This is a genomic window from Undibacterium pigrum (genome assembly GCF_003201815.1).
Taxonomy (GTDB): Bacteria; Pseudomonadota; Gammaproteobacteria; order Burkholderiales; family Burkholderiaceae_D; genus Undibacterium; species Undibacterium pigrum.
The window spans coordinates 315,423-342,124 of the sequence record NZ_QJKB01000006.1 but is presented as its reverse complement, the minus strand read 5'-3'; the positions used below and the strand labels follow the sequence as shown (position 1 = coordinate 342,124).

23 protein-coding genes are annotated in these 26,702 nt (G+C 52.0%); 15 read left to right on the top strand and 8 right to left on the bottom strand.

The features are described 5' to 3' along the window. Window positions 1-1,449: DUF4214 domain-containing protein (locus DFR42_RS18870; RefSeq protein ID WP_146218890.1), on the top strand; the 1,449-nt coding region annotated here is incomplete at its 5' end. A 104-nt stretch (window positions 1,450-1,553) separates the two neighbouring features. Here the strand turns inward: DFR42_RS18870 and DFR42_RS29920 are convergent. Next, on the bottom strand, window positions 1,554-1,688 hold the full coding sequence (locus DFR42_RS29920) for a hypothetical protein (RefSeq protein WP_281275181.1): 135 nt from the start codon (window positions 1,686-1,688) through the stop codon (window positions 1,554-1,556). 234 nt (window positions 1,689-1,922) lie between these two features. On the opposite strand from DFR42_RS29920, the gene DFR42_RS18865 reads away from it, so the two are divergent. The 9 genes from DFR42_RS18865 to DFR42_RS18825 all read left to right on the top strand — a co-directional run bounded on the left by DFR42_RS18865 (window position 1,923) and on the right by DFR42_RS18825 (window position 14,023). Next, on the top strand, window positions 1,923-2,801 hold the full coding sequence (locus tag DFR42_RS18865; RefSeq protein WP_110256566.1) for an ABC transporter ATP-binding protein: 879 nt from the start codon (window positions 1,923-1,925) through the stop codon (window positions 2,799-2,801). Beyond that, window positions 2,798-4,363, top strand: coding sequence for a hypothetical protein (locus DFR42_RS18860; protein WP_110256565.1), 1,566 nt, complete (start codon window positions 2,798-2,800; stop codon window positions 4,361-4,363). Before DFR42_RS18865 ends, DFR42_RS18860 begins: the two co-directional genes overlap by 4 nt. A gap of 263 nt (window positions 4,364-4,626) precedes the next feature. Continuing rightward, complete coding sequence (locus DFR42_RS18855) at window positions 4,627-6,471, top strand: M48 family metallopeptidase (protein WP_110256564.1); 1,845 nt, start codon at window positions 4,627-4,629, stop codon at window positions 6,469-6,471. 196 nt (window positions 6,472-6,667) lie between these two features. Then, the gene (locus DFR42_RS18850; RefSeq protein WP_110256563.1) at window positions 6,668-7,936 is read left to right on the top strand and encodes an efflux RND transporter periplasmic adaptor subunit; all 1,269 of its coding nucleotides are present in this window, start codon (window positions 6,668-6,670) and stop codon (window positions 7,934-7,936) included. 18 nt (window positions 7,937-7,954) lie between these two features. Beyond that, window positions 7,955-8,710 carry an ABC transporter ATP-binding protein gene (locus DFR42_RS18845; protein WP_110256562.1) on the top strand — a complete coding sequence of 252 codons (756 nt, stop codon included), beginning with the start codon at window positions 7,955-7,957 and terminating at the stop codon, window positions 8,708-8,710. Window positions 8,711-8,721: 11 nt separating this feature from the next. Next, window positions 8,722-10,035 carry an ABC transporter permease gene (locus DFR42_RS18840; RefSeq protein ID WP_110256561.1) on the top strand — a complete coding sequence of 438 codons (1,314 nt, stop codon included), beginning with the start codon at window positions 8,722-8,724 and terminating at the stop codon, window positions 10,033-10,035. Between the two features lie 7 nt (window positions 10,036-10,042). Further along, window positions 10,043-11,290, top strand: a complete 1,248-nt coding sequence (locus DFR42_RS18835; RefSeq protein ID WP_110256560.1) for an ABC transporter permease — start codon at window positions 10,043-10,045, stop codon at window positions 11,288-11,290. Between the two features lie 25 nt (window positions 11,291-11,315). Next, complete coding sequence (locus DFR42_RS18830) at window positions 11,316-12,650, top strand: sigma-54-dependent transcriptional regulator (RefSeq protein ID WP_110256559.1); 1,335 nt, start codon at window positions 11,316-11,318, stop codon at window positions 12,648-12,650. Further along, a complete protein-coding gene (locus tag DFR42_RS18825; protein WP_110256558.1) occupies window positions 12,647-14,023 on the top strand; it encodes a sensor histidine kinase in 1,377 nt (458 codons plus the stop codon). Before DFR42_RS18830 ends, DFR42_RS18825 begins: the two co-directional genes overlap by 4 nt. Here the strand turns inward: DFR42_RS18825 and DFR42_RS18820 are convergent. Continuing rightward, window positions 14,020-15,255, bottom strand: a complete 1,236-nt coding sequence (locus DFR42_RS18820) for an ATP-binding protein (protein WP_245937013.1) — start codon at window positions 15,253-15,255, stop codon at window positions 14,020-14,022. The genes DFR42_RS18825 and DFR42_RS18820 overlap by 4 nt on opposite strands. A gap of 2 nt (window positions 15,256-15,257) precedes the next feature. Continuing rightward, on the bottom strand, window positions 15,258-15,947 hold the full coding sequence (locus tag DFR42_RS18815; RefSeq protein WP_110256557.1) for a response regulator: 690 nt from the start codon (window positions 15,945-15,947) through the stop codon (window positions 15,258-15,260). A 222-nt stretch (window positions 15,948-16,169) separates the two neighbouring features. Here DFR42_RS18815 and DFR42_RS18810 point away from each other — a divergent pair, with 222 nt between their 5' ends. Next, window positions 16,170-17,054, top strand: a complete 885-nt coding sequence (locus DFR42_RS18810) for a dioxygenase family protein (protein WP_110256556.1) — start codon at window positions 16,170-16,172, stop codon at window positions 17,052-17,054. Between the two features lie 314 nt (window positions 17,055-17,368). Then, the gene (locus DFR42_RS18805; RefSeq protein WP_110256592.1) at window positions 17,369-19,114 is read left to right on the top strand and encodes an ABC-F family ATP-binding cassette domain-containing protein; all 1,746 of its coding nucleotides are present in this window, start codon (window positions 17,369-17,371) and stop codon (window positions 19,112-19,114) included. Window positions 19,115-19,251: 137 nt separating this feature from the next. Here the strand turns inward: DFR42_RS18805 and DFR42_RS18800 are convergent, their stop codons facing one another. From DFR42_RS18800 to DFR42_RS18790, 3 genes are all read right to left on the bottom strand, one after another. After that, window positions 19,252-19,515, bottom strand: a complete 264-nt coding sequence (locus DFR42_RS18800; RefSeq protein ID WP_110256555.1) for a hypothetical protein — start codon at window positions 19,513-19,515, stop codon at window positions 19,252-19,254. 66 nt (window positions 19,516-19,581) lie between these two features. Beyond that, the gene (locus tag DFR42_RS18795; protein ID WP_110256554.1) at window positions 19,582-21,105 is read right to left on the bottom strand and encodes an ATP-binding protein; all 1,524 of its coding nucleotides are present in this window, start codon (window positions 21,103-21,105) and stop codon (window positions 19,582-19,584) included. 64 nt (window positions 21,106-21,169) lie between these two features. Next, window positions 21,170-21,811, bottom strand: coding sequence for a response regulator (locus DFR42_RS18790; protein ID WP_110256553.1), 642 nt, complete (start codon window positions 21,809-21,811; stop codon window positions 21,170-21,172). Between the two features lie 434 nt (window positions 21,812-22,245). Between DFR42_RS18790 and DFR42_RS18785 the strand changes: the two genes are divergently transcribed. The 3 genes from DFR42_RS18785 to DFR42_RS18775 all read left to right on the top strand — a co-directional run bounded on the left by DFR42_RS18785 (window position 22,246) and on the right by DFR42_RS18775 (window position 25,128). Next, on the top strand, window positions 22,246-22,911 hold the full coding sequence (locus tag DFR42_RS18785; protein WP_170133577.1) for an energy transducer TonB: 666 nt from the start codon (window positions 22,246-22,248) through the stop codon (window positions 22,909-22,911). A gap of 120 nt (window positions 22,912-23,031) precedes the next feature. After that, window positions 23,032-23,427, top strand: coding sequence for a hypothetical protein (locus tag DFR42_RS18780; RefSeq protein WP_146218889.1), 396 nt, complete (start codon window positions 23,032-23,034; stop codon window positions 23,425-23,427). Between the two features lie 72 nt (window positions 23,428-23,499). Then, the gene (locus tag DFR42_RS18775; protein WP_110256550.1) at window positions 23,500-25,128 is read left to right on the top strand and encodes an alkaline phosphatase D family protein; all 1,629 of its coding nucleotides are present in this window, start codon (window positions 23,500-23,502) and stop codon (window positions 25,126-25,128) included. Window positions 25,129-25,220: 92 nt separating this feature from the next. On the opposite strand, the gene DFR42_RS18770 is transcribed toward DFR42_RS18775, so the two are convergent. Together DFR42_RS18770 and lpoB are read right to left on the bottom strand one after the other, a co-directional pair. After that, window positions 25,221-26,042, bottom strand: a complete 822-nt coding sequence (locus DFR42_RS18770) for a penicillin-binding protein activator LpoB (RefSeq protein ID WP_110256549.1) — start codon at window positions 26,040-26,042, stop codon at window positions 25,221-25,223. 33 nt (window positions 26,043-26,075) lie between these two features. Beyond that, entirely contained in the window at window positions 26,076-26,690 is a 615-nt protein-coding gene (lpoB, locus tag DFR42_RS18765) for a penicillin-binding protein activator LpoB (RefSeq protein WP_110256548.1), read from the bottom strand. Between the last annotated feature and the right edge of the window lie 12 nt (window positions 26,691-26,702).

The window sequence follows — 26,702 nt, the reverse complement described above, 5'->3', positions numbered from 1 at the left end:
AATACCGTGACGGCGATTGGCAGCACGAATTGGAACCTGCCTAATCAGATTCTGAGTGGTAACAACACCCTGAAGGTCAGGGTAGCGGATCTGGCAGGTAATGGCGGGCCGACACTGTCTCAGGCTTTCAGCATCAATGCTGGTGTTGACAATCCCAACACGCCCAATAGCGATGCTGATGGTGATGGCATTACTCAGCAGATGGAATCGGAAGTCCCTAACCTGAACAGCGCCGGTAATGGCGATGGCAATGGTGACGGCATACCAGATCAGTCGCAGAAAAATGTGACATCCCTGACCTGGAACAGCAATACATCAGCGAATAACCATTATGTAACGCTGACCAATAGTAATTTCCTGGCACAAACCCAGACCCTGACCATGCCTGCGCTGACGAATTTGCCGGCAGAATTGAGCATGCCTTACGGCATGATCACGGCACAACTGGAAGGCCTGGCCGCTGGTCAGGAAACCACCATGACGATGTACACCGATGCATTGACACCGGTGAATGGCTACTGGGTACAGAACAAGGCTGGTGAATGGGTGAATATTGCCAGCAGCATTGCCAATGTGAATGGCAAGCTGAAGGTTGATTTCAAGATTGCCGATGGCGGCTTGTATGACAGTGATGGCAAGGCGGATGGCAAAATCCTGCTCAAAGGTGGCCTGGGCTTTAAAACCACGGTGCCGACTAACCCAAGTAGCTCTTTGCCTGGCGACAAGGATGGTGATGGTATCCCGGATGCAGTCGAAGCCAGGGTGGGTACCAAACTGGATCTGAAAGACAATGATGTCTTCCATCGCTCTGACTTGTTTGTGATGCAGTTATACCGTGACTTCCTGTTCCGCGAGGCAGATACGGCCGGGCTGCAATACTGGCAGGGGCAGATAGAAACCGGCAAGATGAGTCGCGCCCAGATGGCTGCATCCTTCATGGAGTCAGTTGAATTCCAGACTGGCATAGGCGGTATCACACGTCTTTACTTCGGTGCCTTTGATCGCTTGCCTGACCGTGAGGGCCTGGCTTACTGGATGCAGGCACAGAAAGATGGCATGAACCTGTCCAAGATCAGCTCGTCCTTTGTGGCCAGTGCAGAATTCCAGAAAACCTATGGGGCGCTGGACAATACCGCCTTTGTGGACCGTGTCTATCAAAACGTCTTGCACCGTCCTTCGGATGCAGCAGGCAAAGCCTATTGGCTGGGACAACTGGGCAATGGCTTGAGCCGTGGCGACATGCTGGCAGGCTTTACGGAGTCGACCGAGTTCAAGGCCAATTCACAAGCCAAAGTGTCGTTGACGCTGGATTATGTGGGCTTGCTGGGTCATGCCCCTGATCAGGCGACCTTTGATGCCTTGCTGGCGCAATCTGGCACGGATATCGTCACGCTCATTGGGCAATTCATGAATTCGCCGGAGTATTTGGCGAGGTTTATGGCTGGGTAATTTGATGCATGTGTAGTTCTGTGCGGAGTTCTCTCTTATTTCTATCTAAGGGGAACTCCGTCTTGTTTCAGTTATTCAGGCCATCAAGCCTTGCTAGATCTAGTTTATCCGCCCGTACGCTGCGTCCATGGCACAACTGTTCCAGCCTCTTTCTTGGCTTGCTTGGCGGCTTTCTTTTCTTTAGGCGTACTGGCCGCCTGCTTCTTGGTTTCTTTGTTACTTTGCTGAACTTTACTCATGATCTTACTCCTGGGAACACCAAGGCCTTGGTGACAAGCCAGTATAGGCTTCAATTAGCCCATTGACCGTTTTATAAAAAATATAGTCTCCTGAGTCTATTCAAAACCCTGACTCCAGAAGCAATCAGCCGTTCCATACCGCGATTTACGCATTCTGTCTCAATGCCGGGGCAAAGCCGACCGCTTTTCTTTACAGTCTTCCCATTCAAATAAAATCATGACGCGGGAGACAAGATGCTGGAAATCCGGAATGTCACAAAAAACTTTGGCAAGAAACTGACTGCCGTACACGACTTGTCACTCACACTGGACACAGGTGTGGTCGGCCTGATTGGACACAACGGCGCAGGTAAAACCACGCTAATGCAAATGGTGGCTACCCTGACGCGGCCCAGCAGTGGCAGCATACTTTTTCAGGGTGAGGATATCGTCAGAAAGCCGCAGGCCATACGCCAGAGACTGGGGTTTTTGCCGCAGGACTTTGGTATTTATCCTAACCTGACTGCACTGGAATTCATGCAATATTTCGCTGCGCTCAAAGGCGTACGCGACCCGGCCAGGATCAGGCATTTACTCGAAATGGTGAACCTGCATGAGCAGGCCAGACGCCAGGCATCCACATTTTCAGGCGGCATGCGCCGTCGCCTGGGTATAGCACAAGCCCTGCTGAATGATCCCGACATCCTCATCGTCGATGAGCCAACCGCCGGACTGGACCCGGAAGAGCGCCTGCGTTTTCGCCACCTCCTCAGTGAGCTGGGTTTCAAGAAACTGGTGATCATGTCCACCCACATCGTTTCTGACGTGGAAAGCATCGCCAGCAAACTGGCCATCATGCGCCAGGGGAGATTGATCACCTGTGCCACGCCAGATGAAATCCTGGCACAGGCACATGGGCAGATCTGGACAGCCGAAGTCGCCAGCCATGAATATGATGCCCTGCGCAGTAAAGTGCATGTCCTGCAAACACAAAAACAGGGCAATCAATTGAGCTTGCGTATCGCCCACCCACATCAGCCTTGTGCCGGTGCACTACATGCTGCACCCAGCCTGGAAGAAGCCCTGATGGCGCAACGCTATGCAATACCTGCTTCACAGGAGCTGGCAGCATGACTGGCGCGCTGTTAGCCACTCTGGTATTGAATGAAGCCCGTCTGCGGCTGCGACGCCTGAGCAGCGTGGTGACCGTGCTGGCGGTTATCGCTCTGGCCTGGAGCATGATACCCGATCCACGTTCGGGGCTGACCTTGATCGCCATCAAAGAGGCACGCGTCCTGTACACCAGTTCAGCCCTCGCCTATGGCAGTGCGATGCTGGCAAGCCTCTTGTTTGGCCTCGCTGGTTTTTATCTGGTACGAGGCAGAATTGCAGAGGATATGCGTAGCGGTTGCGGTGGAGTCATCGCTGCCACACAGGTCGGCAACGGCATTTTTCTATTAGGGCGCTGGCTGGGTGGAGTAGTGTATCTACTGGCCTTGATCGCTGCATTTCTGGGGGCCATGCTGGTTTGCCATTTGCTGCGTGGTGAAGGCCCAGTTGAATTGCTGATCTACCTGCAAACTTACGCAGCAGTACTCTTGCCCATGGTATTTTTTTCGGTCAGTTGCGCGATTTTGTTTGATAGTTATTCTATCCTGATGGGCAAACTCGGCGACCTTATTTTCTTTTTTATCTGGGTTGCACAAATCGCCTTGATGGAAAAAGTCGGAAATGGCATACAGGGAGAAATCAATCCCTTTATGTATATTGACTTCATGGGTTCGGCTACATCGATAGCGAACCTGAAAGTGTTAATGGGCACTACCCATTTTTCAGTAGGCGTCGCCAGCTTTAATGCAAAACTAAGCCCCATACTCCTTCCTGACAGCTTATGGACGGGCAAGCTGATGGCCTTGCGCTGTGCCAGTGCCGTGCTGGCTGTGTTGCCTTTACTACCCGCGACAATGCTGTTTCACCGCTTTTCACCAGACCGCATCAAGGTCGCCCAGACCCGCAAACGCCGTTCTCCCATCAACATGCTGAATCACCTGTTGCGGCCCTTTGCCCGTTTGTCACAACCACTATTCCGCCTGGCACAAACACTGCCCGGGCTGGCCGGCCAGATATGTGCCGACATGGCATTAACGGTAGCGACCAATCCACTGACGGGCGTGGCTTTGCTAGTCTTGCCCATGCTTGGAATATTTTTACGCATCACTGCCCTGCCCGGCTTGTTGACTATCAGTATCGCCATATGGGCCATCCTTATCTGTGACATGAGCTGCCGCGATCATCAGACCAGCACTGGTGAAATCACAGGCGCAGTCACTGGTGGCATAAGCCAGCGCTATATACGCCAGTTTGCTGCCACTGCCTTGCTTGGATTGCTATTGACCGGGGTTATTGCGGCCCGCTGGTCCATGCATGAACCTGTGCGTGCGATGGCCTTGCTGAGCGGTATTTTCAGCATGAGTGCAGTGGCCTGTTTGCTGGGACGCCTGTCAAAAACGCCGCGTACTTTTTTATCGCTCTTTTTGTTTACTCTGTATGTGGCAGTGAATGCAGTGAAGGTGCCCATGATAGATATATTTGGTTTCAATGGGGTGGCCAACACGCAATCCATGAGCTGGCAAATTATGCTGGGCCTGAGTGCGCTGACCACCGGATATATTTACAACAGACGCGCAGTGGCCTGAGAAAAATTGCCCTGGAGGAGCATTTGCAAATAACTGACATGCAAATGTATCCCCAGGGAAAAACACAAAATGTATTAATTGTAAGCAGACTTTAGTTTGATTGTTTTAGCAAAAGTATCTCCCTATACTTTTGCTCTACAAAAGGTGATTGGCGGATAGCGCCCTTCCCTGTATCCAGTCTGCTGAGTCCTCTGCCGTCTTCGTAGCCCGGCCTGTTCATCAGCATCGTTCCTTCGTTTTCATGACCAGGATAGATTACGCTTATGTCTGCCGGACTTACTCTAAAAAAAGATTTAGCAAAAATACTGCTGTATTCTCTGCTATCCCTGTTTTTGATCCCTCTGTTTACTTACTGGTTCGCCCAGCATGTGGAAAATAAACAGGATGAAAAATTTCTTTCCTATGTATCGCAGCAAATTACCAGCGATAGTAAATTAACTGCTGAAGAAAAATTTCAGCAACAAGAATTTTTCCGCCTGTATCCTCCTTCAAAAATCTGTGAAAGCGAAGTCGCTGAAGCTGCCAGTTACAAAGAGCGGGTATGTGCTCCTTACTCAGATAACTGGCAATTCACCATGGCCAGAAAAGTCTCAGCCTGGACCATGGCAGGTGGTGTGGTTTTGTTGATCAGTGTGTTATTGCTGGGTGCCTTTGCGTTTTTAAATGAAAAAGCCCAATACCTGAGTTTTGTCACTGGCTGGCGCTTGCTCACTTTAAGCTGCGCCGCCGGAACCATCGCTCAGGGAGCCATGCTGATGTGGCTGTCGTTCTGGGTCACTGCCTATTTCTTTCACAGCTACTCCATCAAGTTGATCGTCGTCGCAGTCATCTTTGTTGCGATAGCAGTTTTTTATGTGATTGCCAGCATCTTCAAGCGCGTCAGGAATGATCATCAGATACAGGGGGAACTCATTTGCGAACAGGCCGCACCGGGCTTGTGGCAACGCATACGCGATCTGGCTACCCGTCTGAAAACTGGCGCACCAGAGAATATTGTTGCGGGTATCGATGCCAATTTCTTTGTGACAGAATCACCCTTGAATGTCAGTGGCAGAAGTTTGCGTGGGCGCAGCCTGTTCATCAGCTTGCCGCTGCTGCGTCTGCTTAGCCAGTCCGAGGCAGATGCCGTACTGACACATGAACTGGCCCACTTCCGCGGCGGTGATACTGCCAATAGTGCTGCACTTGGCCCCAAACTGGCACAGTATGACCAGTACTGTGCTGAAATGAGTAGTGCCCACGTGCCTACAGTGTTTTATCTGATGTGCCTGTACCGCATGATTTTTGAAATTGCATCTGCACGCAATAGCCGCAACCGTGAATTTCTGGCTGACCGTATTGCTGCCAAAGTGATAGCGCCTGCTGCTGTCACTCATTCACTCATCAAAATTGCGGCTTATGCGAACTACCGCTCAAAAATCGAAAGTCAATTATTTTCACGCAATGAAAGGCAGGGCTCCAGTCTGGGGATTGCTCAATTCGTGGCGTCCGGCTTGCACCCTTATGCCAGCTCATCCGATTTCCTCGCCACCATGAAGCATGCCAGCGTGCCGCATCCTTATGACAGTCATCCCAAGATGATGGAACGCATGGAAAATGTTGGCCATATCGTGACCGAAGCAGGCTATGGTGCCATCGTCACCAGCGTACCAGCACAAACCTGGGCAGGCGATATACAAACAGCCGATGAAATAGAGCACCGTCTGTGGGCCAGCTACGAAGAAGATTTTTCCCAGGCACATGAACACAGTCTGGCCTATCGCTATGAACCGGCGAATGAAGAAGAGCAAGCACTGGTACTGCGCTATTTCCCGCCTGTGGAATTTTCCCTGAAAGAAGGCAAGACCATACAAGTAACCTATGCAGGCTGGATACTACCGGATGAAACCGAACCTGTCTCCTGGGACAGGGTAGCGACCTATGAATATGAAGATGGCATGATGTCAGACACCCTGACCATCAAGCATCCGGAAAAAGGCATGCTGGGTGCCAAGAGTACCAAGGTCAAGCTGCCAGGCATCAAGAAGGTACGTGAAGAATTCAAGAATGTCTCAGGACATTACTGGCATAGACACCAGGTCATGCGCCATCAGCAAGCCCTGCACTGACCCGGTTCTGGTCACACGAGAATCCCGCCCTGAACAGGCGGGATTTTTTTTGTACGCTCATTTGTACGCGCATCCGTACGGACAGCCGTACGGACAAGACGGACAAACGCACATCAAAAAATATCCATATAAATCAATCACTTAAAACTGGCACGCTTTCTGCTAATCATTAAGCAAACAATTTAGTGGATACATCATGATACGAGACACTTCAGGCCAGGACATGGTTTTATCAGCCGACAAAGGGAAAACACGCAAACGCGTGATCATGGCAGTTGCCGCCAGCGTAGTGGGCATCACTGCCCTGGCCTTGCTGATGTCAGCCTGGCGCGGCAGCAGCCAGTCTGTCAGTGCATCGCGCTTGCGTATTGCTGCTGTCAGCCATGGCAATCTGGTCAGGGATGCCGCAGTCAATGGCAGGGTAGTTGCTGCAGTCAGCCCCACTCTGTATTCCAGTGCCGGTGGCACAGTCACCCTGAAAGTCAATGCCGGTGAGACCGTTAAAAAAGGCGACATCGTCGCCGAGATAGAGTCCCCTGATCTGAATGACCAGTTGAAGCGTGAGCAATCGAATACCGAACAACTGGAAGCCGAAGTCGCACGCCAGCAAATCCTCGCAAAAAAGCAAAAGCTGATCGCCAGACGTGACGCTGACCAGGCCGAGATAGACCGCGTAGCTGCTCAGCGCGCCTTCCAGCGCATAGAGGCAGCCGGTGTCGTCGGTGTGGTTGCCAAGAATGATTTCCTGAAAGCCCAGGATGCCATGCATTCAACCGAGCTGCGTGCCAAGCATGCGGCTCAGGCTGCTGACCTGGAAAACGAAGATGTCAGCCTCGAATTAAAAACCAAGATGAGCCAGTTGCAACGTCAGCGTCTGAGCATGGATTATGCCAAGCGCCGCGTGGAAGAATTGAAATTGCGTGCGCCGGTAGACGGCATCATCGGCAGCCTGGCGATTTCCAATCGCAGCGTGGTGGCCGCCAATACCGCACTGATGACCCTGGTTGATTTGTCGCAACTTGAAGTTGAAGTCGAAATCCCTGAATCGTATATGACAGACCTGGGTCTGGGCATGAAGGCCGAGATCATGATCAACAATAATAAGGTCATGGGCACGCTGACCGCCATCTCGCCAGAAGTGGTGAAGAACCAGATCCTTGCCAGAGTTCGTTTCAGCGACAAACAGCCTGAAGGCCTGCGTCAAAGCCAGCGCGTCTCGGCCAGATTGCTGATGGAAGAAAAAGCCAACGTCATGATTTTGCCGCGCGGCCCTTTCGTTGAAGCAGAGGGTGGACGGTTTGTCTATGTAGTCGAAAACGGCGTTGCCCAGCGTCGTGCTATCAAGTTGGGTGCAACCAGTATTTCAGCAGTAGAAATTCTCAGTGGTTTGAAAGACGGCGACAAAGTCGTGATATCAGGTACCGATACATTTGAGAACGCCAATAGCGTATCCATTAACAATTAAATCAAGAAGGAATATCCCATGTTACGCATGAAAAATCTGAGCAAAGTTTACCGTACACATCTGATAGAGACCCATGCCCTGCGTGGCTTCGACATCCATGTCAAGGAAGGTGAATTTGTCACCGTCACCGGACCATCCGGTTCAGGCAAGACCACTTTCCTGAATATCGCTGGTTTGCTGGAAGACTTCAATGACGGTGATTACCTGCTCGATGGCATCAATGTCAAAGGCATGAACGACAATGCCCGCACCCGCCTGCGCAATGAAAAACTGGGCTTCATCTTCCAGGGTTTCAATCTGATTCCTGACTTGAATTTATTCGACAATGTCGACGTACCGCTGCGTTACCGTGGCTTGAATGCGACTGAACGTAAAGACCGCATTGAAGCAGCACTGGCACAGGTAGGCCTGGCCTCGCGCATGAAGCATTTCCCGGCTGAATTGTCTGGCGGCCAGCAGCAACGCGTGGCCATCGCCCGCGCCCTGGCTGGCTCACCCAAGCTCTTGCTGGCCGATGAACCAACCGGCAACCTGGATACCCAGATGGCGCGCAGCGTCATGGAATTGCTGGAAGAGATCAATGCCAAGGGCACGACCATTTTGATGGTCACCCATGATCCTGAACTGGCGGTTCGTGCCCAGCGCAATGTTCATATCATTGATGGTCAGGTCAGTGACCTGGTACGCAAGATGCCATCTCTGTATGATGCCAAAGCCGACGGGAAAAGCGAAGGCAGTTCGGCCAATGAAGTTGATAGTTCGGCAGTTGCCTGAGGAGCCGCATGATGTTTCGATATTATTTTTTACTTGGTGTGCGCAGCCTGCGCCGCAACCCGGCACTGACCGCACTGATGGTGCTGACCCTGGCTGTTGGCGTTGCTGCCAGTATCTCTACCCTGACTATTTTGCATGTGATGTCGGGTGACCCGATACCACAAAAGAGCGATCGTCTGTTCATGCCCTTGATGGATAACGGCCCATTGAAAGGTTACACCCCTGGTGAAGAGCCAAATGATATTCAGATGAGCTATCGTGATGCAATGAATCACCTGTCTGCCAAAATTGGAGAGAGGCGCGCGGCGATGTATGGCATCTTGATGGCCATAGAACCGGCCCGCAAAGACTTGCCGGCAATAGAATCAGAAGGTGTCGCCACTAACAAGGATTTTTTTGCCATGTTTGATACGCCCTTTGTGCATGGACAGGCATGGACGGAAAACGATGATGCAAAGGCGACGGATGTTGTAGTACTTGGCAACAAGCTGGCTGAAAAACTGTATGGCAAAACCAATCCCGTTGGCCAGTACCTGACCATGATAGGACACCAGTTCCAGATCGTGGGAGTACTTGGCCCCTGGGAACCCAGCCCTCGCTTTTACCGTTTCGCTGGCCGCAATGCGACCTTCGGTGAGCAGGAAGACTTCTTTATTCCCCTGGCAAGCGCCATCCGGCATGAAATCACCCACGCTGGCGGCATGGGCTGCACTGGCGACACCGAACCCGGCTGGCAGGGCAGGCTGAATTCTGAATGCACGTGGATAAGTTTCTGGTTTGAATTAAAGACTGCAAGCCTGCGTCAGGAACTGCAAAGCTATCTCGACAATTATGCCGCTGACCAGCGCAAACTGGGACGCTACATGCGCCAGGCAAAAAATAAGCTGTTCAATGTCATGGAATGGATGGAAGAAACCAAAGTCGTCGGCAACGATAACAAACTATCTGCATGGCTGGCCTTTGGTTTTCTGATGCTGTGTCTGGTCAATACCGTGGGGCTTTTGCTGGCGAAATTTTCTGTACGGGCATCGGAAGTGGGTGTGCGACGTGCGCTGGGCGCATCCCGCAAAGAGATATTTAATCAATTTCTCATCGAAAGCAGTGTCATCGGCCTGGCTGGCGGTGTCGCCGGTCTGATACTGGCTTTTGGCGCACTTGCCCTGATCGCCATGCAGTCAAAACAACTGACGGTCGTAGCACACATGGACTGGCAAATGCTGACCATCACCTTTGTCATGTCAGTCACGGCAGCGATAGTAGCGGGATTGTTCCCGACCTGGCGTGCATGCCAGGTGACACCTGCGATACAACTCAAATCACAATGAGGCCACTATGAAACTCAATTTCGAAATTCGCCCCATTTTTTCTGCGCTGCTGCGCAGTAAAACCGGTGCCATCCTGGTGGCTCTGCAGGTTGCCATCAGCCTGGCAATTTTAGCCAACGCTGTCTACATCGTTCAACTGCGTATGGAGGTAGTATCGCGGCCCAGCGGTGTGGCAGAAGAAAACGATCTGTTTTCCATCAACGTGAGTAACCGTAAGCTGGCTGAACACGCAGAACAAATCGCTACGCAGAAACATGACGAAGCGATCATACGCGGCGTATCTGGCGTGCAGGATGTCACGCGGGTCAGTCAGACGCCATTGTCCTGGTCTGGCAGCAGCACCGGCGTTTCGCTGGATAGAAAACAGGCTGCCAGCAGTAGCAGCGTATCGATGTATGTCGTATCCCAATCGGTGATGAAACTCTGGGGCTTGAAACTGACCGATGGTCGTGATTTCAACCAGGGGGAGTTCCGCGAAATTGATGCCAACACCAGCAAGGACTTTCCTGATGTCGTCATCATCACCAAGGCCACGGCAGAGAAGCTTTTTCCCGGCCAGGCCAGTGTGGTAGGAAAAAATATCTATTTTGGTACGGGTGACGATGCGAAGGAGACACGTATCATAGGTGTGCTGGACCGTTTGCAGACTCACGGCGCGCAAATAGGTGCAAAGGGTGAGATTTCAGTTGTCTTGCCTACCCGTATGTCAAACGACCCATATTCCAAGTATTCAGTACGTGCTGAACCTGGCCAGCGTGACCGCGTTATGAAAGATGTTGAGGTAGCCCTCAGAAAAGCCTCAGCAACACCGCTGATTATCAATCTGCGCAGTATGGAAAACGATCGCACCAGACGCTACCGTGCTGACAATGGCCTGGCCTGGATGCTGATCGCTGTATGCGTGCTGCTCCTTCTGGTGACTGCCAGTGGCATCGTCGGCATTTCCAGCCTGTGGGTGACACAGCGCCGCAAGCATATTGGTGTGCGCCGTGCCCTGGGTGCGCGCAGGATAGACGTACTGCGCTACTTCATCACAGAAAACTTCATGATCACCAGCTTTGGGATCGCCTGCGGCGTCGCCCTGGCCATAGGTCTGAATCAATTATTGGTCAGCAAACTGGAATTGACGAAATTACCCGTCGCTTATTTGCTGGGAGCCAGTGTAATTTTCTGGATACTTGGTATCATCGCGGTAGTAGGGCCAGCAGCACGCGCCGCTTCGATTTCACCGGCCACTGCTACCCGCAGTACCTGAAGCCCTGACATCCACAATAACGACAATGCCTACTGTATTAATAATTGATGACAACGCCACCGTCGCGGTGGCACTCGAAGTGCTGTTCTCATTGCATGAGATTGATGCAGTATGCGCCACATCGCCAGAGCAGGGGCTTGCGATGCTGGAGCACCAGGCTGTCGACCTGGTGATACAGGACATGAACTTCACGGCCGACACCACCTCGGGTGATGAAGGCCGTGCCCTGTTCACTGAAATACGCAAACGCTACCCTGACCTGCCCGTGATCTTGCTGACCGCCTGGACACATCTGGATGCAGCAGTAGAATTGATCAGATCAGGAGCTGCCGATTATCTAGGCAAACCCTGGAATGACCAGAAATTGCTGACTACCGTCAGGAATTTGATCGAGCTGGGGCAAAGCAATCGTGCCCTGCAACAAAGAATGCAGCGCGAGCGTAAGCAAAAGCGCGAGCTGGAGCAAAAATTCAATCTCTGCAATCTGGTCTGGAATGACGCTGCCACCGAGCGTGTGCTGGGCATGGCCTGCCAGGTGGCACGCGCCGATGTACCAGTGCTGATCACCGGCCCGAATGGCGCAGGCAAGGAAAGAATCGCAGAAATCATACAGGCCAATTCCAGCGTCAAGGACGGCCCTTTTGTCGTACTCAATTGCGGCGCACTGCCAGCAGAACTGATAGAAGCAGAATTGTTTGGCGCCGAAGCGGGTGCCTATACCGGCGCCAGCAAAGCCCGTGAAGGCAAGTTTGAAGCAGCAGATGGTGGCACCCTGTTCCTTGATGAAATAGGTAACCTGCCGCTGGCCGGGCAGATGAAATTATTGCGTGTGCTGGAAACCGGGCGCTTTGAAAGACTGGGCTCAAACAAGGAGAGGCAGGTCAAGGTCAGGGTACTGAGTGCCACCAATGCAGACCTGCCTGCCATGATCAGGGCGGGCAACTTCCGCCAGGATTTGCTATACCGCCTGAACGTCATCGAATTACATTTGCCCACACTGGCAGAACGCACAGGCGACATCTTGCCGCTGGCTGAACACTTCCTTAACAATGGCAAGACCCTGCATCCCAGCACCGCGTCGGCACTGGTGCAATATGCCTGGCCTGGCAACGTCAGGGAACTCAAGAATGTCATGCAGCGTGCCTGCCTGCTGGCCGCAAAAAATGAAATCATGCCAACAGATCTTGGCTTGCCGCTGGCAAATAGCTGGATCAACGAGCAAGAGCCAGACAAGGACGCCATAGAACGCGCCCTGCAAAAATCGCATGGCGTAGTGGCGCAAGCTGCTGCTGAACTGGGCCTGAGTCGCCAGGCATTGTATCGACGCATGGACAGACTGGGTATCAGCCGCAGCGCATGACAGACCAGACGCCCCCTCAGACAGCTGCATCAAGCAGCGGGCCAGACAAGCGCCCGCTGTTTTCCATACTGACACGCCTGACTTTGCTGATGCTGGCTATACTGCTGCTGGCGGTTGCCATCAGCATGGGCATCCTGCACTTGCTACCCGACCAGGTCTGGCTGGCAGCCGGGCTCAGCCTGCTGATCATCTTGCCGCTGGGCATAGGCATCATGCGCAGCCAGTTCCAGGCCATGATACGTTTGTTTCATACCCTGGCTGGTACGGTCATCAGTTATCAGGACAATGACTTTTCCATCGGCGTGCACTGGCCCCTGCAGGATGAGCTGGGCGAGCTGGTGGAGGCCCATAATGCACTGGGCGATGTTTTGCGCAAGCAGAGGCTGGACCTGGTACAGCGAGAATTATTGCTCGATACCATGGTGCAAAATACGCCGGTGGCGATGATGCTGGTGGCAAACCGTGGCCCCATAGTCTTCGCTAATATCGCGGCCAGGCAATTGCTCAATCAGGGGCGCAAACTGGAAGGTTTCAGTTTTGACGATATCCTGACCCAGGTCTCCAGCTCACTACGGGATGCCATACACCGTGGTGGTGATGGCTTATTCACCGTGGCTGCCAAAGATGCGGAAGAAGAGGAAGAAGTCTATCATCTGGCCCGTCGCCATTTCAGCCTGAATGGCCGCCATCATGAATTATTTTTATTGCGCCACCTGACAGTGGAATTGCGCCGCCAGGAAGTACAGACCTGGAAAAAAGTCATCCGCGTCATCAGCCATGAATTGAATAATTCCCTGGCGCCGATTGCCTCGCTGGCGAATTCAGCGGCAGTCCTGGTCAGCCGCGGCCAGACTGAACGCCTGCCCAGCATCTTGCAAACCATAGAAGAACGTACCCGCCATCTGGAAAGCTTTATCGATGGCTATGCACGCTTTGCCAAATTGCCGACACCCAGACTGGAAAGCACGCACTGGCATAGTTTCATTGCGGGCTTGAAGTCACAAGTCATCTTCACTGTCACTGACAGCCTGCCGGATGAAGCTGTCAATCTTGACCGGGCGCAGATGGAACATGCCTTGCTGAACCTCTTGAAGAACGCTCATGAGTCTGGCTCAAGAGCCGATGATGTCAGTCTCAGCATACGGACATTGCAAGGCGTAGCGCGCATAGAAGTCATGGACAGGGGCAGCGGCATGACAGACACCGTGATGTCGAATGCCCTGATTCCCTTCTACTCCACCAAGCGCAGCGGCACAGGTCTGGGGCTGGCACTGGTGCGCGAGATCATTGAAGCACATGGCGGCCGAATCAGTCTGCAAAACCGCGAAGGTGGTGGACTGACTGTGAGCCTGTTCCTGCCTTTGCCATCCTAGGCAAAGGCAAGCGGCAGTGTCATTTCCATGCATAGTCCCGCAGGCTGGCGATTGCTGGCGACGATATTTCCTCCATGCGCCTGTATCACACGCTGGGTAATCGCCAGCCCAAGGCCATAACCTTCACTGCCATGCTCGGCCAGTACGCTGCGATAAAACGGCTGGAAGATGCTTTGCAGTTCAGCTTCCGGTACACCAGTCCCCTCATCCAGCACCGATATATGCAACGCCCCCTGGCTGACTCCGGCTTGCAGGGTTACCGCAGTATCGGGACGGGTATGCCGGATGGCATTGCGCAAGACATTTTCCAGTGCACGGTGCAGTAATTCATAGCGCCCCAGCACACAGGTCTTGCTGATGTCATCGATAGAAAATTCAGTATGAAAAGTCTTGCCTGCGTTCCTGGCTTCAAAATGCGCATTGTCGCTCAGCTCGGCAAATAACTCATCCATGTGTATCAGGTCTTGCCCGGCATGGGCACCTGCTTCCAGACGCGACAGTGTCAGGATTTCGCCCACCAGCTTATCCATGCGCACGGCCTCCCTGTCCATGCGGACCATGTATTCCTCTGCCTTGTCTGGCTGCTGGCGGGCCAGGCCTATGGCAGCCTGCAAACGTGCCAATGGCGAACGCAATTCATGCGATACATCATGCAAAAGGCGGCGCTGGTTTTGCAGTGAACCTGTCAATTGCTCAGCCATACGATCAAAGTCACGGCCCAGCTCAGTCAGCTCGTCCTGGCGCTTGCCCATGCTGTCCCCTATGCGTGTATGCAGCTTGCCGCCTGTCAGCGCCTGAAATGCTTCACTCAGCTTGCGTATGGGCTTCGACATATACCAGGCCATCAGGGCGGCAAACAGCAGGCTGGCCAGCAAGGCACATGTCATGGGTATCAGGGCGCGCATGTCGCCACGCATTTCGCCACCATCAGGTGGCGGTTTGCGCTGTCCCATAGCCAGCGGCCCGCGGTCACCAGGTGGCTTTCCCGGCCCTTCCCCGCGATGGAAACCTGGCCCGGGGCCAGGACCTGAACCGGGACCAAAGCGACCGTCTGGCACAGGTTTGCCTGCATTCATATTTGCAATAGCGACAGACCTGGCAATTTCTTCATTGCTATGCTTGATCCAGAAAGTGATGCTGATACCGGCGATGGCAGTCAATTGTGCCAGCCAGATAAAGAAAAAGAACTTCCAGAATAATCGCCCGAGTTTCAGCATGCTGAGTTTAGGCATAATCACTCGCGCGTCAGCATATAACCCTGGCGGTACACGGTCTGGATGACGGTACGGCCATCAGCAAAGGCGCTGATCTTCTGGCGTATGCTGCTGAGGTGGACATCGATATTCCTGTCGAACCGGGCCAGTGGACGGCCCAGTCCCTGCTCGGACAATTCATTCTTGCTGACCGTTTGCCCGGCATTTTTTGCGAGCAGTTCCAGCAAGGTAAATTCGGTGCTGGTCAGGTCCAGCAATTTATTATTCCACTCTGCCCTGCGCTGGCCTGGCCATAATTGCAGGGCGCCGATGACCAGGCATTGCCTGTCCTGCTCGGCGGACATGCCAATTTCAGTACGGCGCAAGATAGCCCTGAGCCTGGCCAGCAATTCTCGCGGGGTACAGGGTTTGGGAACATAATCGTCGGCCCCCAGTTCGAGGCCTATGATGCGGTCTACATCATCTCCCCTTGCAGTCAGCATCAGCACCGGCATGCGACTATGCTCACGTATGCGGCGCAAGGCTTCTATGCCATTCATGCGCGGCATCATGACATCCAGCACGGCAATGGCATGCTGGCCAGACAGCGCTTCTTTCACGGCTTGCTCACCGTCATGCACGGTCGTAATGACAAAATCTTCACGCTCCAGGTATTCCCTGAGCATGCCTACAAGTTCGACGTCATCGTCTGCGAGCAATACCTTGGTCATGTGGAGAGAGAAGTGATTTTAGTTGCAGACGATGATAACAAAGCCCTACCCGCAGTTGGGTAAAACAGGGGCAAATTTACCTGCTTTTACAGTCTGTACTGTGTTACCGGCATTTTTATGGTGATGACACAAAATCCTTACCTAACTTTACCTTTGCTTTACTGCGCTTAACAAGTCGCCGCGACACAATGCAGCAAACCCACCCTGTAAGGAAAAGACATCATGCACAATCATGGCAAGCAACTGGAAACCGATCTCAATACGCTATTGCAGGCAGCGGCTTCGCGCAGGCAAATGCTGCGCTGGTTGTCCGCCGGTGGCGCGGTCACTTTACTGGGCTGCGGTGGCGGCAGCGATGCCAGCACAGCCACCAGCAGCTCCACTACGGCCACTACCAGTACAGGTACCAGCACTGGTACTGGCACGACCACAAGCTCAGGCACCAGCACAGGCAGCACTTCCTGCAGCATCATCCCGGAAGAAACCGCCGGCCCTTACCCTGGTGATGGCAGCAATAGCAATGGGACAGGCATCGCCAATGCCCTGGCCCTGTCCGGCATCGTGCGCAGTGATATCCGTTCCAGCATCGCCGGGGCCAGCGGTGTCGCAGCGGGCATACCCCTGACGATCAAACTGCAACTGCTGAATACCAAGAGCAGTTGCGCTTCGCTGGCTGGATATGCGATTTATCTCTGGCATTGTGACCGCGATGGCAATTATTCCATGTATTCAGCCGGTGTCACCGCAGAAAACTACCTGCGCGGCGTGCAGGAAACCGACAGCAATGGCAATGTCAGCTTTACCACGATCTTTCCTGGCTGTTACGACGGACGCATGCCGCATGTGCATTTCGAGATCTATCCCAGCCTGACAAAGGTCAGCAGTGCCAATAACAAGGTCAAAACTTCACAATTCACCTTCCCCATGGCGACCCTGAATGAAGCCTACCAGGCTACGGGTTACACCTCCAGCGTGCGTAATCTTGCGCGTATCACCTATGCAACTGACAATGTCTTCAGCGATGGCACCAGCCTGCAAATGGTCAGCGTCACTGGCAATGCCACGATGGGTTATGTTGTGACTTTGACTGTCGGGATTTCGGCATAATTTTTTGGCAAGTGGGTGGACAGGTAATCGGGCAGGGCAAAAGAGGCTAACTTGCCTCGCCCTGCAAACTTCACTAGAATCGGGTTTCGATCAAACTCTTTTTACAGAAAGGAGGAAACATGGAAGTTCTAAAGTATGCCATCAGCGGCATACGCAACTTTGGTACATTTGCCAGCTCTTGTCCTAGTTCCATCGCGCTGCGATAACAAGACGAGAGCACATTTATCCCACTTACCCTCCGGGCCTGTTCTCGGCTCATATCGTTAGCGCTCCTGTTGACGTGGATGCTTGCATCCCAAATCAAAGACAAGAGCATGACTACCTTATTATCTTCACAAGCATTACAACTGGAAACCAGCCACGGCGTTTTATTCCAGGATCTCAACTTCACCCTGCAAGTTGGCCAGCGCATAGGCTTGATAGGCCACAATGGCAGTGGTAAATCCACCCTGCTTTCCCTGCTGGCCGGACAACGCAGCGCCAATAGTGGCAGCATACAAATGGCACGCCTGTGTCGCCTGCAATATGTGGAGCAACATTTACCTCCAGCCCTGCATGCGCTCAGCCTCTACGATGCCATGCTAGATGCCATAGACGACATGCCGGAATTGCACTGGCGCGTTGACAGCCTCTTGCAGGAACTGGGCATTGATGCCGCTACCGCCAGGGTCGCTGTGCAATCACTATCCGGTGGCCAGCATACCCGCTTGCTGCTGGGTCGTGCCTTGCTGCGCGATCCCAACCTTTTGCTACTGGACGAACCCAGCAACCATCTCGACTTGCCATCTTTGTTATGGCTGGAAGAATTCTTGCTGAACTGGAAAGGCGCCTTCGTGCTGGTGTCGCATGACCAGCGCCTGCTGAACCGGGTGACGCGGCAAAGCTGGATTTTGCGTGACAGGCAAATCACCTGCTTTGACCAGCCCTGCTCGGAAGCATTGGAATCCCTCGCCCAGGCGGATGAAGCAGCACAGGCCAGGCGTGATGCCGAGCAATCAGAGATAGACCGCGTGACTGCCAGTAGCAAACGCCTGGCACTCTGGGGCAGTGTCTACGACAATGAAAAACTGGCGCGCAAAGCCAAGACCATGCAAAAACGGGCAGACCGGCTGAAGGAAGAACAAACCACAGTCACCGAAGGCCAGCCCTGGACTTTGAAATTGCATGGCAAGGCATCAGCAGCCAATCATTTGCTGCAACTGGAAAACCTGACCGTCAGGGCCACGCCAGGCTTGCCCGGCTTGTTCACGCTGGAGCAATTCAGCATACGGCCAGGTGACAAGATCGCCTTGCTGGGCGCGAACGGAACGGGTAAATCCTCTTTGCTCAGGCAGTGCTGGCAAGCGATATTGTCAGGAGAAACTTCTGAACAGATACGCTGGCATGCGGCTGCACAGATAGGTTATTACGACCAGTCTTTGCAACAACTCAACAGCGAAGCCAGCCTGCCAGATGCACTGTATCCCTTCGTCGCTGGTTCTGACACTGCCAGGACAGAGGTGGCGCGCAAGCAAGCCCTGATCTCGGCAGGTTTCCCCTATCACCGGCATCAGCAAAAAGTCGCATCGCTGAGCGGCGGTGAGAGGGCGCGCCTGTTATTCCTGGCGCTATCAATGGCCAGTTATCACTTGCTGTTTCTGGATGAGCCGACCAATCATCTGGATATGCAGGGCAAGCAGGAATTGACAGAGGCATTGTCGGGATTTGCCGGTGGCTTTTTACTGGTGTCACATGACCGCGACCTGATAGAACAAAGCTGTCAGGAATTCTGGGTGGTGCAGGATGGCCGACTGGAAAGATGGCTGGATGCAGAAATCGCTTATCAGTGCTTGCGTAACAAGCCTGCACTCAGTTCGGCACAACGTGGAGGTGCCTCAGAACCTGTCAAGACTGCCGAGCCGGTGATCAATGATACCGAGCTGGCTTTGCAAAGGCTATGTGAACTGGAAGAATTACTGCAAGCAGATCTGGCACGCAAACCCAGGCATCAGAAAGTGCAACAACAAGATAACTGGCGCGAAGAAATGGCAAGTTTGAATAGCCTGTTGGGTTTGAACTGAATTTGGACTAAGTTTTAATGCAGTTTGAACCAGGCTGGCAAGAACGTGTGAAGGCTGCCTGGTCAAGCCGCCTTCACAATTCATTTTAATGGCGAATTAAATCCTGAAGCGTGGCACCCAGGTGTTGCGCTTCTTTTTTATAAGCCTTCATCGCACCACATGCATTCATCCCTGAGACTATCTGTACGCATCTTGCACTTCGGGCAAGCAACCAGGTTTTCATTATGGCGGGAAACGGTAGAAAGTACCTTGACGATCAGCCATGCTGCAAAAACAAAAAAAGACACAAAGACAACAAAATAGCTTCCGGCAGAGCCAGTGATCCAGTTCTGCGCTATCGCAACACCGGCAATGCCTGATAACAGCAAGATGGCCAGCGCAGTCTTTAACCAGGGTTTCAATTGCTTATCCGTTCTAACATGTCATTCATTAAAATTCAGTTCTGAAAAATACTCCGTCTTCACGCCTCAGACCGGGGCGACAGGAAAACGTATGATGAGCTGCGTACCTTCTTCTGCCGATGATTGCAATTCAATCTCGCCATGAAAAGCAGCGACCCGTTCACGCATGCCGGTAATGCCTATGCCTGCTGAGCTATGGTGGATATCAAAGCCCTGGCCATTGTCACTGACTTCTATCTGCAAGCTGTTTTGCTCTTCCAGCATGGTCAAAGCCACTTCTACCTGCGTCGCCTGAGCATGCTTCATCACATTCGATAAAGCCTCCTGGATGATGCGGTAAACAGAAATTGCCAGGCCACTATCCAGCCCTGAAAAATCACCATCACTATCAAAATGAAACTGACATCCTTGCACATTGCTGTTGTAATGCCTGAGCATGTCTTCGACGGCCCCCTGCAAGCCCAGCATGTCCAGCACTTCCGGGCGCAAGCGTCTGACCAGGTTGCGACCATTTGCATATAAATCCAGGGTCAGCTTCGTAATGGCTTTGGCACGTTCCTGAATCTCTGCTGTCACTTCAGTTGCTTCTATTTGCGTAGCCAGATGTTGTATGCGCTGCGCCTCCAGCCTGGCGGCAATCAATGAAGCATTCAGTTCGTCATGAATTTCTATGGCGATGCTTTTACGTTCATCTTCAACGATGCTATGCACCTTTTGTATCAGCTTGCGTTTTTCTGCATTGGCTTTCAGCGCCTCATTGCGTGATTCCATCAGGTCACGCGTTCTTTCCTGCACCTTGTTTTCCAGGTCTTGTTTGGCTTGCTGCAGGCTGAGCGACATGGCATTGATGGATGTCTGCAAATCACCAATCTCGCCGCCGGTAGTCACTTCCAGAGTACTGGAATAATCACCTTCGCGTATCTCGCGCAGAGTTTCTATAGCTATCTGCAAGGGACGTGTCAGGCTCTGCGATAAATACACCGCCAATATCGCGCTGACAAACAAGGCCAGCGCACTGATAGCCAGCTCAAATGCAAAGCGCTGGCTATGCTTGGCCAGCATACGTGTCGCTGACATGCTCACTCTGACGTAGCCAAGTACATCAGCATTCTTGCCCTTATTGCCCATGCTCTCATTGGCGGCCTTGCTGGCTTCCGCAGGTGCAATATCAGTCCTGGTTTTTTGAGCATCCTGCAGCAAATTAACCCATACCAGTTGTCGTTTGACCGGCACTTCGACATAGCGTTCCGTACTTAATATTTTTTCGACAGAAATAATATGCAGCACATCTTTTTTTTCTGCATCCAGTACATCAATTCTATATATGCTGCGGTCAGACAACATGACATCGGTCATGGTACTTTTCAGAGCTGGCAAATTCTTGGTCAGCAGATTGTATTCCACACTTTCTGCCAGCGCAGTGGACACCACATAGGCACGTTCAGCCAGCTCGCCCTTGCCTTCTTCCAGCCTGGAGTGGTAGGTGTACCAGACCATGGAACAAAACATGTAAATCACCGGCAGCAAGATGATCAGGAACAGGCGCGAGCGCAAGTCCCAGTTGCGCCAGAGCAGCGCAGACAAATTCATTACGCCTCTGCCTGCGCGCTAGTTTGCATGCTTGCCTGCCGCTGCACTTGCAACTTAAACTGCATCATGGCGCAATCAGACCATGCTTGACTGCCAGCTTGGTGATATAGGCTGGACGATGTACGCCCAGTTTTTCCTTGATGGTCTGGCTGACATTGCTGATGGTCTTCAAAGACAGATCCAGTCTTTCAGCAATCTCGGCATTCGTCAGCCCTTCGGCCATGAGCTTGAAGATTTCCAGATCACGCTCGTTCAATAGCGACTGCGGCGACTCATCACCACGCACAGATAAATTTGCCAGCCTTTCTGCTATGTGCGGCAAGAAGTACAACTCACCCAGATGCGCTCGCTGCACCGCGGTTGCCAGATCCGCAGGATCACAATCCTTGGTCACAAAAGCCTTTGCGCCCAGCCGGTATGCTTCCTTGATCAATGCATCCTGGTCAAACTGGCTGAGGAAGATAATTTTCGCATCGGCATATTGCGCCAGAATATCGCGGGCGGCATCCAGACCCGTCAAATCGGCACCAAAGCGTATGTCCAGTATCACCACGTCCGGCTGCAAGGCAGCATATTGTTCAAATGCCTCTTGTGGTGTCCTGGCCTGCCCCAGCACCTTGATACCCAGATTACTGAGCGACATGGCAAAGCCTGTCATCACGATGGGATGGTCATCTGCCAGCAATACTCTTATATCGTTTTGCATTATTACAACACCTTATAGTTTGGCAAAGCAATTTACTCATTGGATGCAATGATAATGCTTTTTACTAGCAATGACATCATTCTCATTGATTCTGCCAGCTTAGGGGCTACAAAATACCTGCAAACATAGCTCACACTCCTTCTTGAGAGTCAGATATGACGGCATGATTTTCATGTCAAAACTATTTACCTTGCAGAACTTAGTCGCGAAAAAATCCATGCCTGCCTTGCGCAAGAAGCTCAATTTCCCAAAAAATTAATTAAAAATGCTTTTCAAGTGACATTTTTATTGCTATCTTAAAGCACATGGATTGCACATAAACACCATTTCAGCTTCCTGGTTCATAAAAAGGATGGAAATGCATGTTGCTTATCCCAGCTAGTCCCAATTACGGAAAGACCGTAGCTGGCCTGACCCCAAACCTGGAGAACAATATGGAATTCACAGAAAACCAACAACACCCCCTGCAGCGCATGTCACGTTTGGGTGTCGTCGCCGTGCTGCACGTGGCTTTGCTTGCTGCATTGCTGAGCAGCATGAAAATTACGATCACATCCAAAAAAGATGGCCCTATTCAGATCAGCCAGATAGAAAAACCTGTGGAAAAGGAAACGATTCCTCCACCTGAATTTGAGACCAGGCTGAAAAACCCTATCACTCCTCCGCTGATAGTCCCCGAGCCTCCCACAGGTTTGCCAACAAAAAAAGATGAAAGTGGGCTTACAAATACCGAGATTGGTATTAAAGATACTGGAAAAAGCGTGGGGACTGGCACCTTGGATGGAACCGTAGTGGCGGCTATAGCTCCCCCTAAAAACCCCATCCATGTCGCCGCAGTTATCAACCTGAATGCCTGCGACAAACCGGTTTACCCTGCCAGTTCGATACGCAATAACGAAGCTGGCACAGTCACGCTGTCCATGTTGATAGGTACTGATGGCAAAGTCATCGAAACCAAAACCCTGGACAGTAGCGGCTATCGCGCACTCGACAGGGCTGCCAGCCAGGCATTGTCACTGTGCCGTTTCACACCCGGCACGATAGACGGCGTGGCACAACAAAGCTGGACCAAGGTGCAATACGTCTGGAAGATAGACTGATTAGCTTCCACCAGTAGTGGCGCATCTACCTTTTTTGCTACTTTACCCTTTTTGCTGCCCGCCTTTTTTCCTTACGAGAGGCAGGCAGTTTTTTTTGAATACCAATTCATCAAAAATGCCATGAACATCATGCTCATTGCCCGTAACTGCTTTCAACTACTCAGTCTGGTCGGCAGCTTGCTTCTGGCCTCGCAAGTCTTTGCAATGCCACCTCCGGCAACACCAGAACCGCCATCAGAAAAAAATAGCAGTAGTACCATGCGTCAGGCGACCAGCTTGCCAATATTAATGGTGAATATTCATGACCAGTCCAGCCATGCAGCCAGCGCAAACGATCATGCATTCACCCCCTATCGGGGAGCACTGGCCCGTACTCCCTATCTAAACTGGATCATCATGTTGTGCGCCTGCCTGCTTCCACTGGGAATGCTGGTGGTAACGGTAGCCACTGTCATCGACTTTCGCAAAAACAGGAGCGATGATGAAACCTTGACGTTCATAGAACTGACTGGCTAAGTTGATTGACATACATTGGTCACACTGGCACTTTAGAATACGACGCTTATAAAGCCATTGTTGAGGATAGCCATGTCAAACGATCATGAATCAAACAAGAGCCAGCAACAACGTCGTCGCTTCCTGTGCAATGCCACCACCGGTGCTGGCGCCCTGATTGCCGGCGCTGCTCTGCCAAGGCTGGTGCGCGCCCAAAACAGCGCTCCTGCCATCATCACTGCCGACAAGTTGCGCCCGCAAATACCTTGTGGCGTCATGAGCGGCGACATTCACAAAGACAAGGCCATTATCTGGAGCCGCACTGACAGGCCAGCACGCATGCTGGTCGAGTATGCCAATAATGAGTCATTCAAGAATGCCCGCAGCATCAGCGGCCCGCTGGCGACACCCGGCACAGATTACACAGCACGCCTGGACCTCAGTGGTTTGTCTGCAGGCCAGCGTACTTTTTACCGCGTCAGTTTCCAGGATTTGCAAAATCCCTCAGCCAGAAGTGGAGTCGTGCAAGGCAGCTTGCTCCTCCCTGGTGGCACAGAACGAGATATTACATTTGCCTTTTCAGGCGATGAAGCAGGCCAGGGCTGGGGCATCAATGAAGCCTTTGGCGGTTATCGCATCTATGAAAGCATGCGACGTTTCCAGCCTGACTTTTTTATACATTCAGGCGACCAGATTTATGCAGATGGTCCCATACAGGCGCAAGTCAAACTGGAAGATGGCAGCCTCTGGAATAATATAGTCACGCCAGCCAAAGCCAAAGTGGCAGAGACCCTGGATGATTATCGCGGCAACTTTGCCTACAACTTCCTGGATGCCAATAAGCGCCGCTTTGCAGCGGAAGTACCTTTCCTGGTGCAATGGGATGATCATGAGGTACGTAATAACTGGTATCCCGGCCAACAGATAGGCGAGGCAGAAAAACGTTACCAGCAACGCGACTTGAATACCCTGGCGGCCAATGCGCGCCGCGCCATGTTTGAATACAACCCCTATCGCATAGACCAGCATGATCCAGAACGCATCTACCGCATGTTCAGTTATGGCCCATTGCTGGAAGTGTTCATGCTGGACGAGCGTAGCTATCGCGGCAAAAACTCCGCCAACCGGCAAACCAGCCTGGATGATGATGCCGTCTTTCTTGGCAAGCCACAATTGCAGTGGCTGAAACAAGCACTGTTGCGCTCACGCTCGACCTGGAAAGTCATTGCCAGCGACATGCCGATTTCCATCGTCGTACCAGACCTGAATCCCGACGTCGCCAAGGGCACGTATGAGGCCTGGGCCAATGGTGAGAATGGCAAACCGCTGGGGCGCGAACTGGAAATTGCCGAGATTTTGAAGTTTATCAAGCAGCACAATATCAAGAATATAGTCTGGGTAACTGCCGACGTCCACTATGCCGCAGCCACCTATTACACGCCAGAAAAAGCCCAGTTCACTGATTTCAAACCCTTTTGGGAATTTGTCGGCGGCCCACTGAATGCGGGCACCTTTGGCCCCAACGAAGTTGACCAGACCTTTGGCCCCGATGTGAAATATGTCAGCGTCCCTCAAGGCATGAAACAAAATCGCCCACCTACAGAATTGCTGCAATTTTTTGGCATAGCAAAAATTGATGCAAAGACCAAGACAATGACGGTTTCGCTACATGATATCGATGGCAAGAATTTGTATAAGGTGGATATACATCCAGAAGCCTGAGTCTTGAAAATCTGACGCTCCAGATGCAAAAAAGCCTGGTGAAAACACCAGGCTTTTTAAAACTGAAACCAGTTGCCAATAATCGATATCGATTATCTGTACACTGTTACTGGCTCAGTATTTTGTACAGGCACTACAGGCTGGCCATTTTGCATGCGACCCTGTCCACGATTGGCACCGCGTGGTGCACCAAACTGAACCAGGATTTCATCATAGGCTGCGTCAGCCAGGCTGCGTGAAGTTTCTTGCATGACTTTGCCGCGGTTGAAGACGACGCGGTCACCGGCACGGCTGATGATCTTGGTATCAACACCGGAGCCACTGGCGCTGAAAGCCGCCTTGATTTCATAGGTCTTGGTATTGATGAGGCTGAAATCAGCCACCAGGTCCAGCGACAGGCTGGCTGTCATGGAATTGCCGTATTGCAGTTGATTGCTTTCCTGGCGGAACTGGATATTGCTGACAGTGCCAAACAAGACGTAGTCAGCACCGGGATACATACCCTGCTTGATACGACCGATGATGTCGTAAATTTTTTCCATAGGCTTGCCCACATAAGGACGCGCCTGCACCAGAGAAACACCACCACCTTTGATCAGGGCACCTTTCAGGTCAGCCGTGTAGGTTTTCAATTCGCCACGGTCGATATAGGTATAAAAACCCTCGGCTTCGTAGTAGTTGCTTTCGCTTTTTGCATTGATATTGCCACGCTGGGAATAGCTGCGATCAGTTTCACGCTCACTATAGCTACCCTTGACGCTGCTCTTGCTGGACGCAGACACCACGCGGAAATACTCACTGACTTTTTCTTCATAAGTCAGGTCAGTCACGGCGATTCTTGGTTCAGCAGCATGGGCACTGAATGCCGCAGCAGAACAGAACAAGCCTGCCATCAGTTTTTTGAAATTCAACATCGTATTGCCTCTTTAAAAGATGAGCGACTGAAATTAGCGCTTGGAAGTTTTACGAATTTCTTTTTCGTCTTGCCATTCGATGGAACCATCTTCAATGTCATACAATTTCAAAGTCATTTTGTAGAACACGTCTTTGGTATTGGCATTTTGTTTGACGATGGAAACGATTTCGCCTTCCAGAGAATATTTGGCAGCACTCATATTGCCAACCTTGGCCTTGCCCTGCGCTTTGTACAAACCACTCTGGTTTTGACGCTGCAATTCATCGACACCTTGCTGCATTTCATCGGCGCTGCGCGTGAACTTGACCTTGCGGCTTTTCACCAGTGCAGTCTGGATGGTATTCATGATGGACTTGGTATCGATGTATTCGCTGGTCTTGTTGCGTACACCAGTCAAAGTCATGGTAGGGCGGTTTGCCAGTACCGGGTCTTCCAGCAGGGAACCGACCATTTTTTCTGCGATCATTTGCAAATCTGTAGAACCAAATTCATTGGTAACAGTTTCAACTGCCTTGGTATCACCATATGTAGTCTGGCGCGCCAGGCTGACTGTAGGTTGCGACAGTTTAGTCTGGCAGGCAGTGAGTGTCAGTCCAAGCAAAACCACCAGGGCGCAGCTTTTTGACAATGAGGAAATGCGTTTCATATGTACTCCAAA

Coding starts and splice junctions, on each gene's coding strand:
- DFR42_RS29920 (WP_281275181.1), bottom strand. CDS start 1,688: ATGAGTAAAGTTCAGCAAAGTAACAAAGAAACCAAGAAGCAGGCGGCC.
- DFR42_RS18865 (WP_110256566.1), top strand. CDS start 1,923: ATGCTGGAAATCCGGAATGTCACAAAAAACTTTGGCAAGAAACTGACT.
- DFR42_RS18860 (WP_110256565.1), top strand. CDS start 2,798: ATGACTGGCGCGCTGTTAGCCACTCTGGTATTGAATGAAGCCCGTCTG.
- DFR42_RS18855 (WP_110256564.1), top strand. CDS start 4,627: ATGTCTGCCGGACTTACTCTAAAAAAAGATTTAGCAAAAATACTGCTG.
- DFR42_RS18850 (WP_110256563.1), top strand. CDS start 6,668: ATGATACGAGACACTTCAGGCCAGGACATGGTTTTATCAGCCGACAAA.
- DFR42_RS18845 (WP_110256562.1), top strand. CDS start 7,955: ATGTTACGCATGAAAAATCTGAGCAAAGTTTACCGTACACATCTGATA.
- DFR42_RS18840 (WP_110256561.1), top strand. CDS start 8,722: ATGTTTCGATATTATTTTTTACTTGGTGTGCGCAGCCTGCGCCGCAAC.
- DFR42_RS18835 (WP_110256560.1), top strand. CDS start 10,043: ATGAAACTCAATTTCGAAATTCGCCCCATTTTTTCTGCGCTGCTGCGC.
- DFR42_RS18830 (WP_110256559.1), top strand. CDS start 11,316: ATGCCTACTGTATTAATAATTGATGACAACGCCACCGTCGCGGTGGCA.
- DFR42_RS18825 (WP_110256558.1), top strand. CDS start 12,647: ATGACAGACCAGACGCCCCCTCAGACAGCTGCATCAAGCAGCGGGCCA.
- DFR42_RS18820 (WP_245937013.1), bottom strand. CDS start 15,255: ATGCCTAAACTCAGCATGCTGAAACTCGGGCGATTATTCTGGAAGTTC.
- DFR42_RS18815 (WP_110256557.1), bottom strand. CDS start 15,947: ATGACCAAGGTATTGCTCGCAGACGATGACGTCGAACTTGTAGGCATG.
- DFR42_RS18810 (WP_110256556.1), top strand. CDS start 16,170: ATGCACAATCATGGCAAGCAACTGGAAACCGATCTCAATACGCTATTG.
- DFR42_RS18805 (WP_110256592.1), top strand. CDS start 17,369: ATGACTACCTTATTATCTTCACAAGCATTACAACTGGAAACCAGCCAC.
- DFR42_RS18795 (WP_110256554.1), bottom strand. CDS start 21,105: ATGAATTTGTCTGCGCTGCTCTGGCGCAACTGGGACTTGCGCTCGCGC.
- DFR42_RS18790 (WP_110256553.1), bottom strand. CDS start 21,811: ATGCAAAACGATATAAGAGTATTGCTGGCAGATGACCATCCCATCGTG.
- DFR42_RS18785 (WP_170133577.1), top strand. CDS start 22,246: ATGGAATTCACAGAAAACCAACAACACCCCCTGCAGCGCATGTCACGT.
- DFR42_RS18780 (WP_146218889.1), top strand. CDS start 23,032: ATGAACATCATGCTCATTGCCCGTAACTGCTTTCAACTACTCAGTCTG.
- DFR42_RS18775 (WP_110256550.1), top strand. CDS start 23,500: ATGTCAAACGATCATGAATCAAACAAGAGCCAGCAACAACGTCGTCGC.
- DFR42_RS18770 (WP_110256549.1), bottom strand. CDS start 26,042: ATGTTGAATTTCAAAAAACTGATGGCAGGCTTGTTCTGTTCTGCTGCG.
- lpoB (WP_110256548.1), bottom strand. CDS start 26,690: ATGAAACGCATTTCCTCATTGTCAAAAAGCTGCGCCCTGGTGGTTTTG.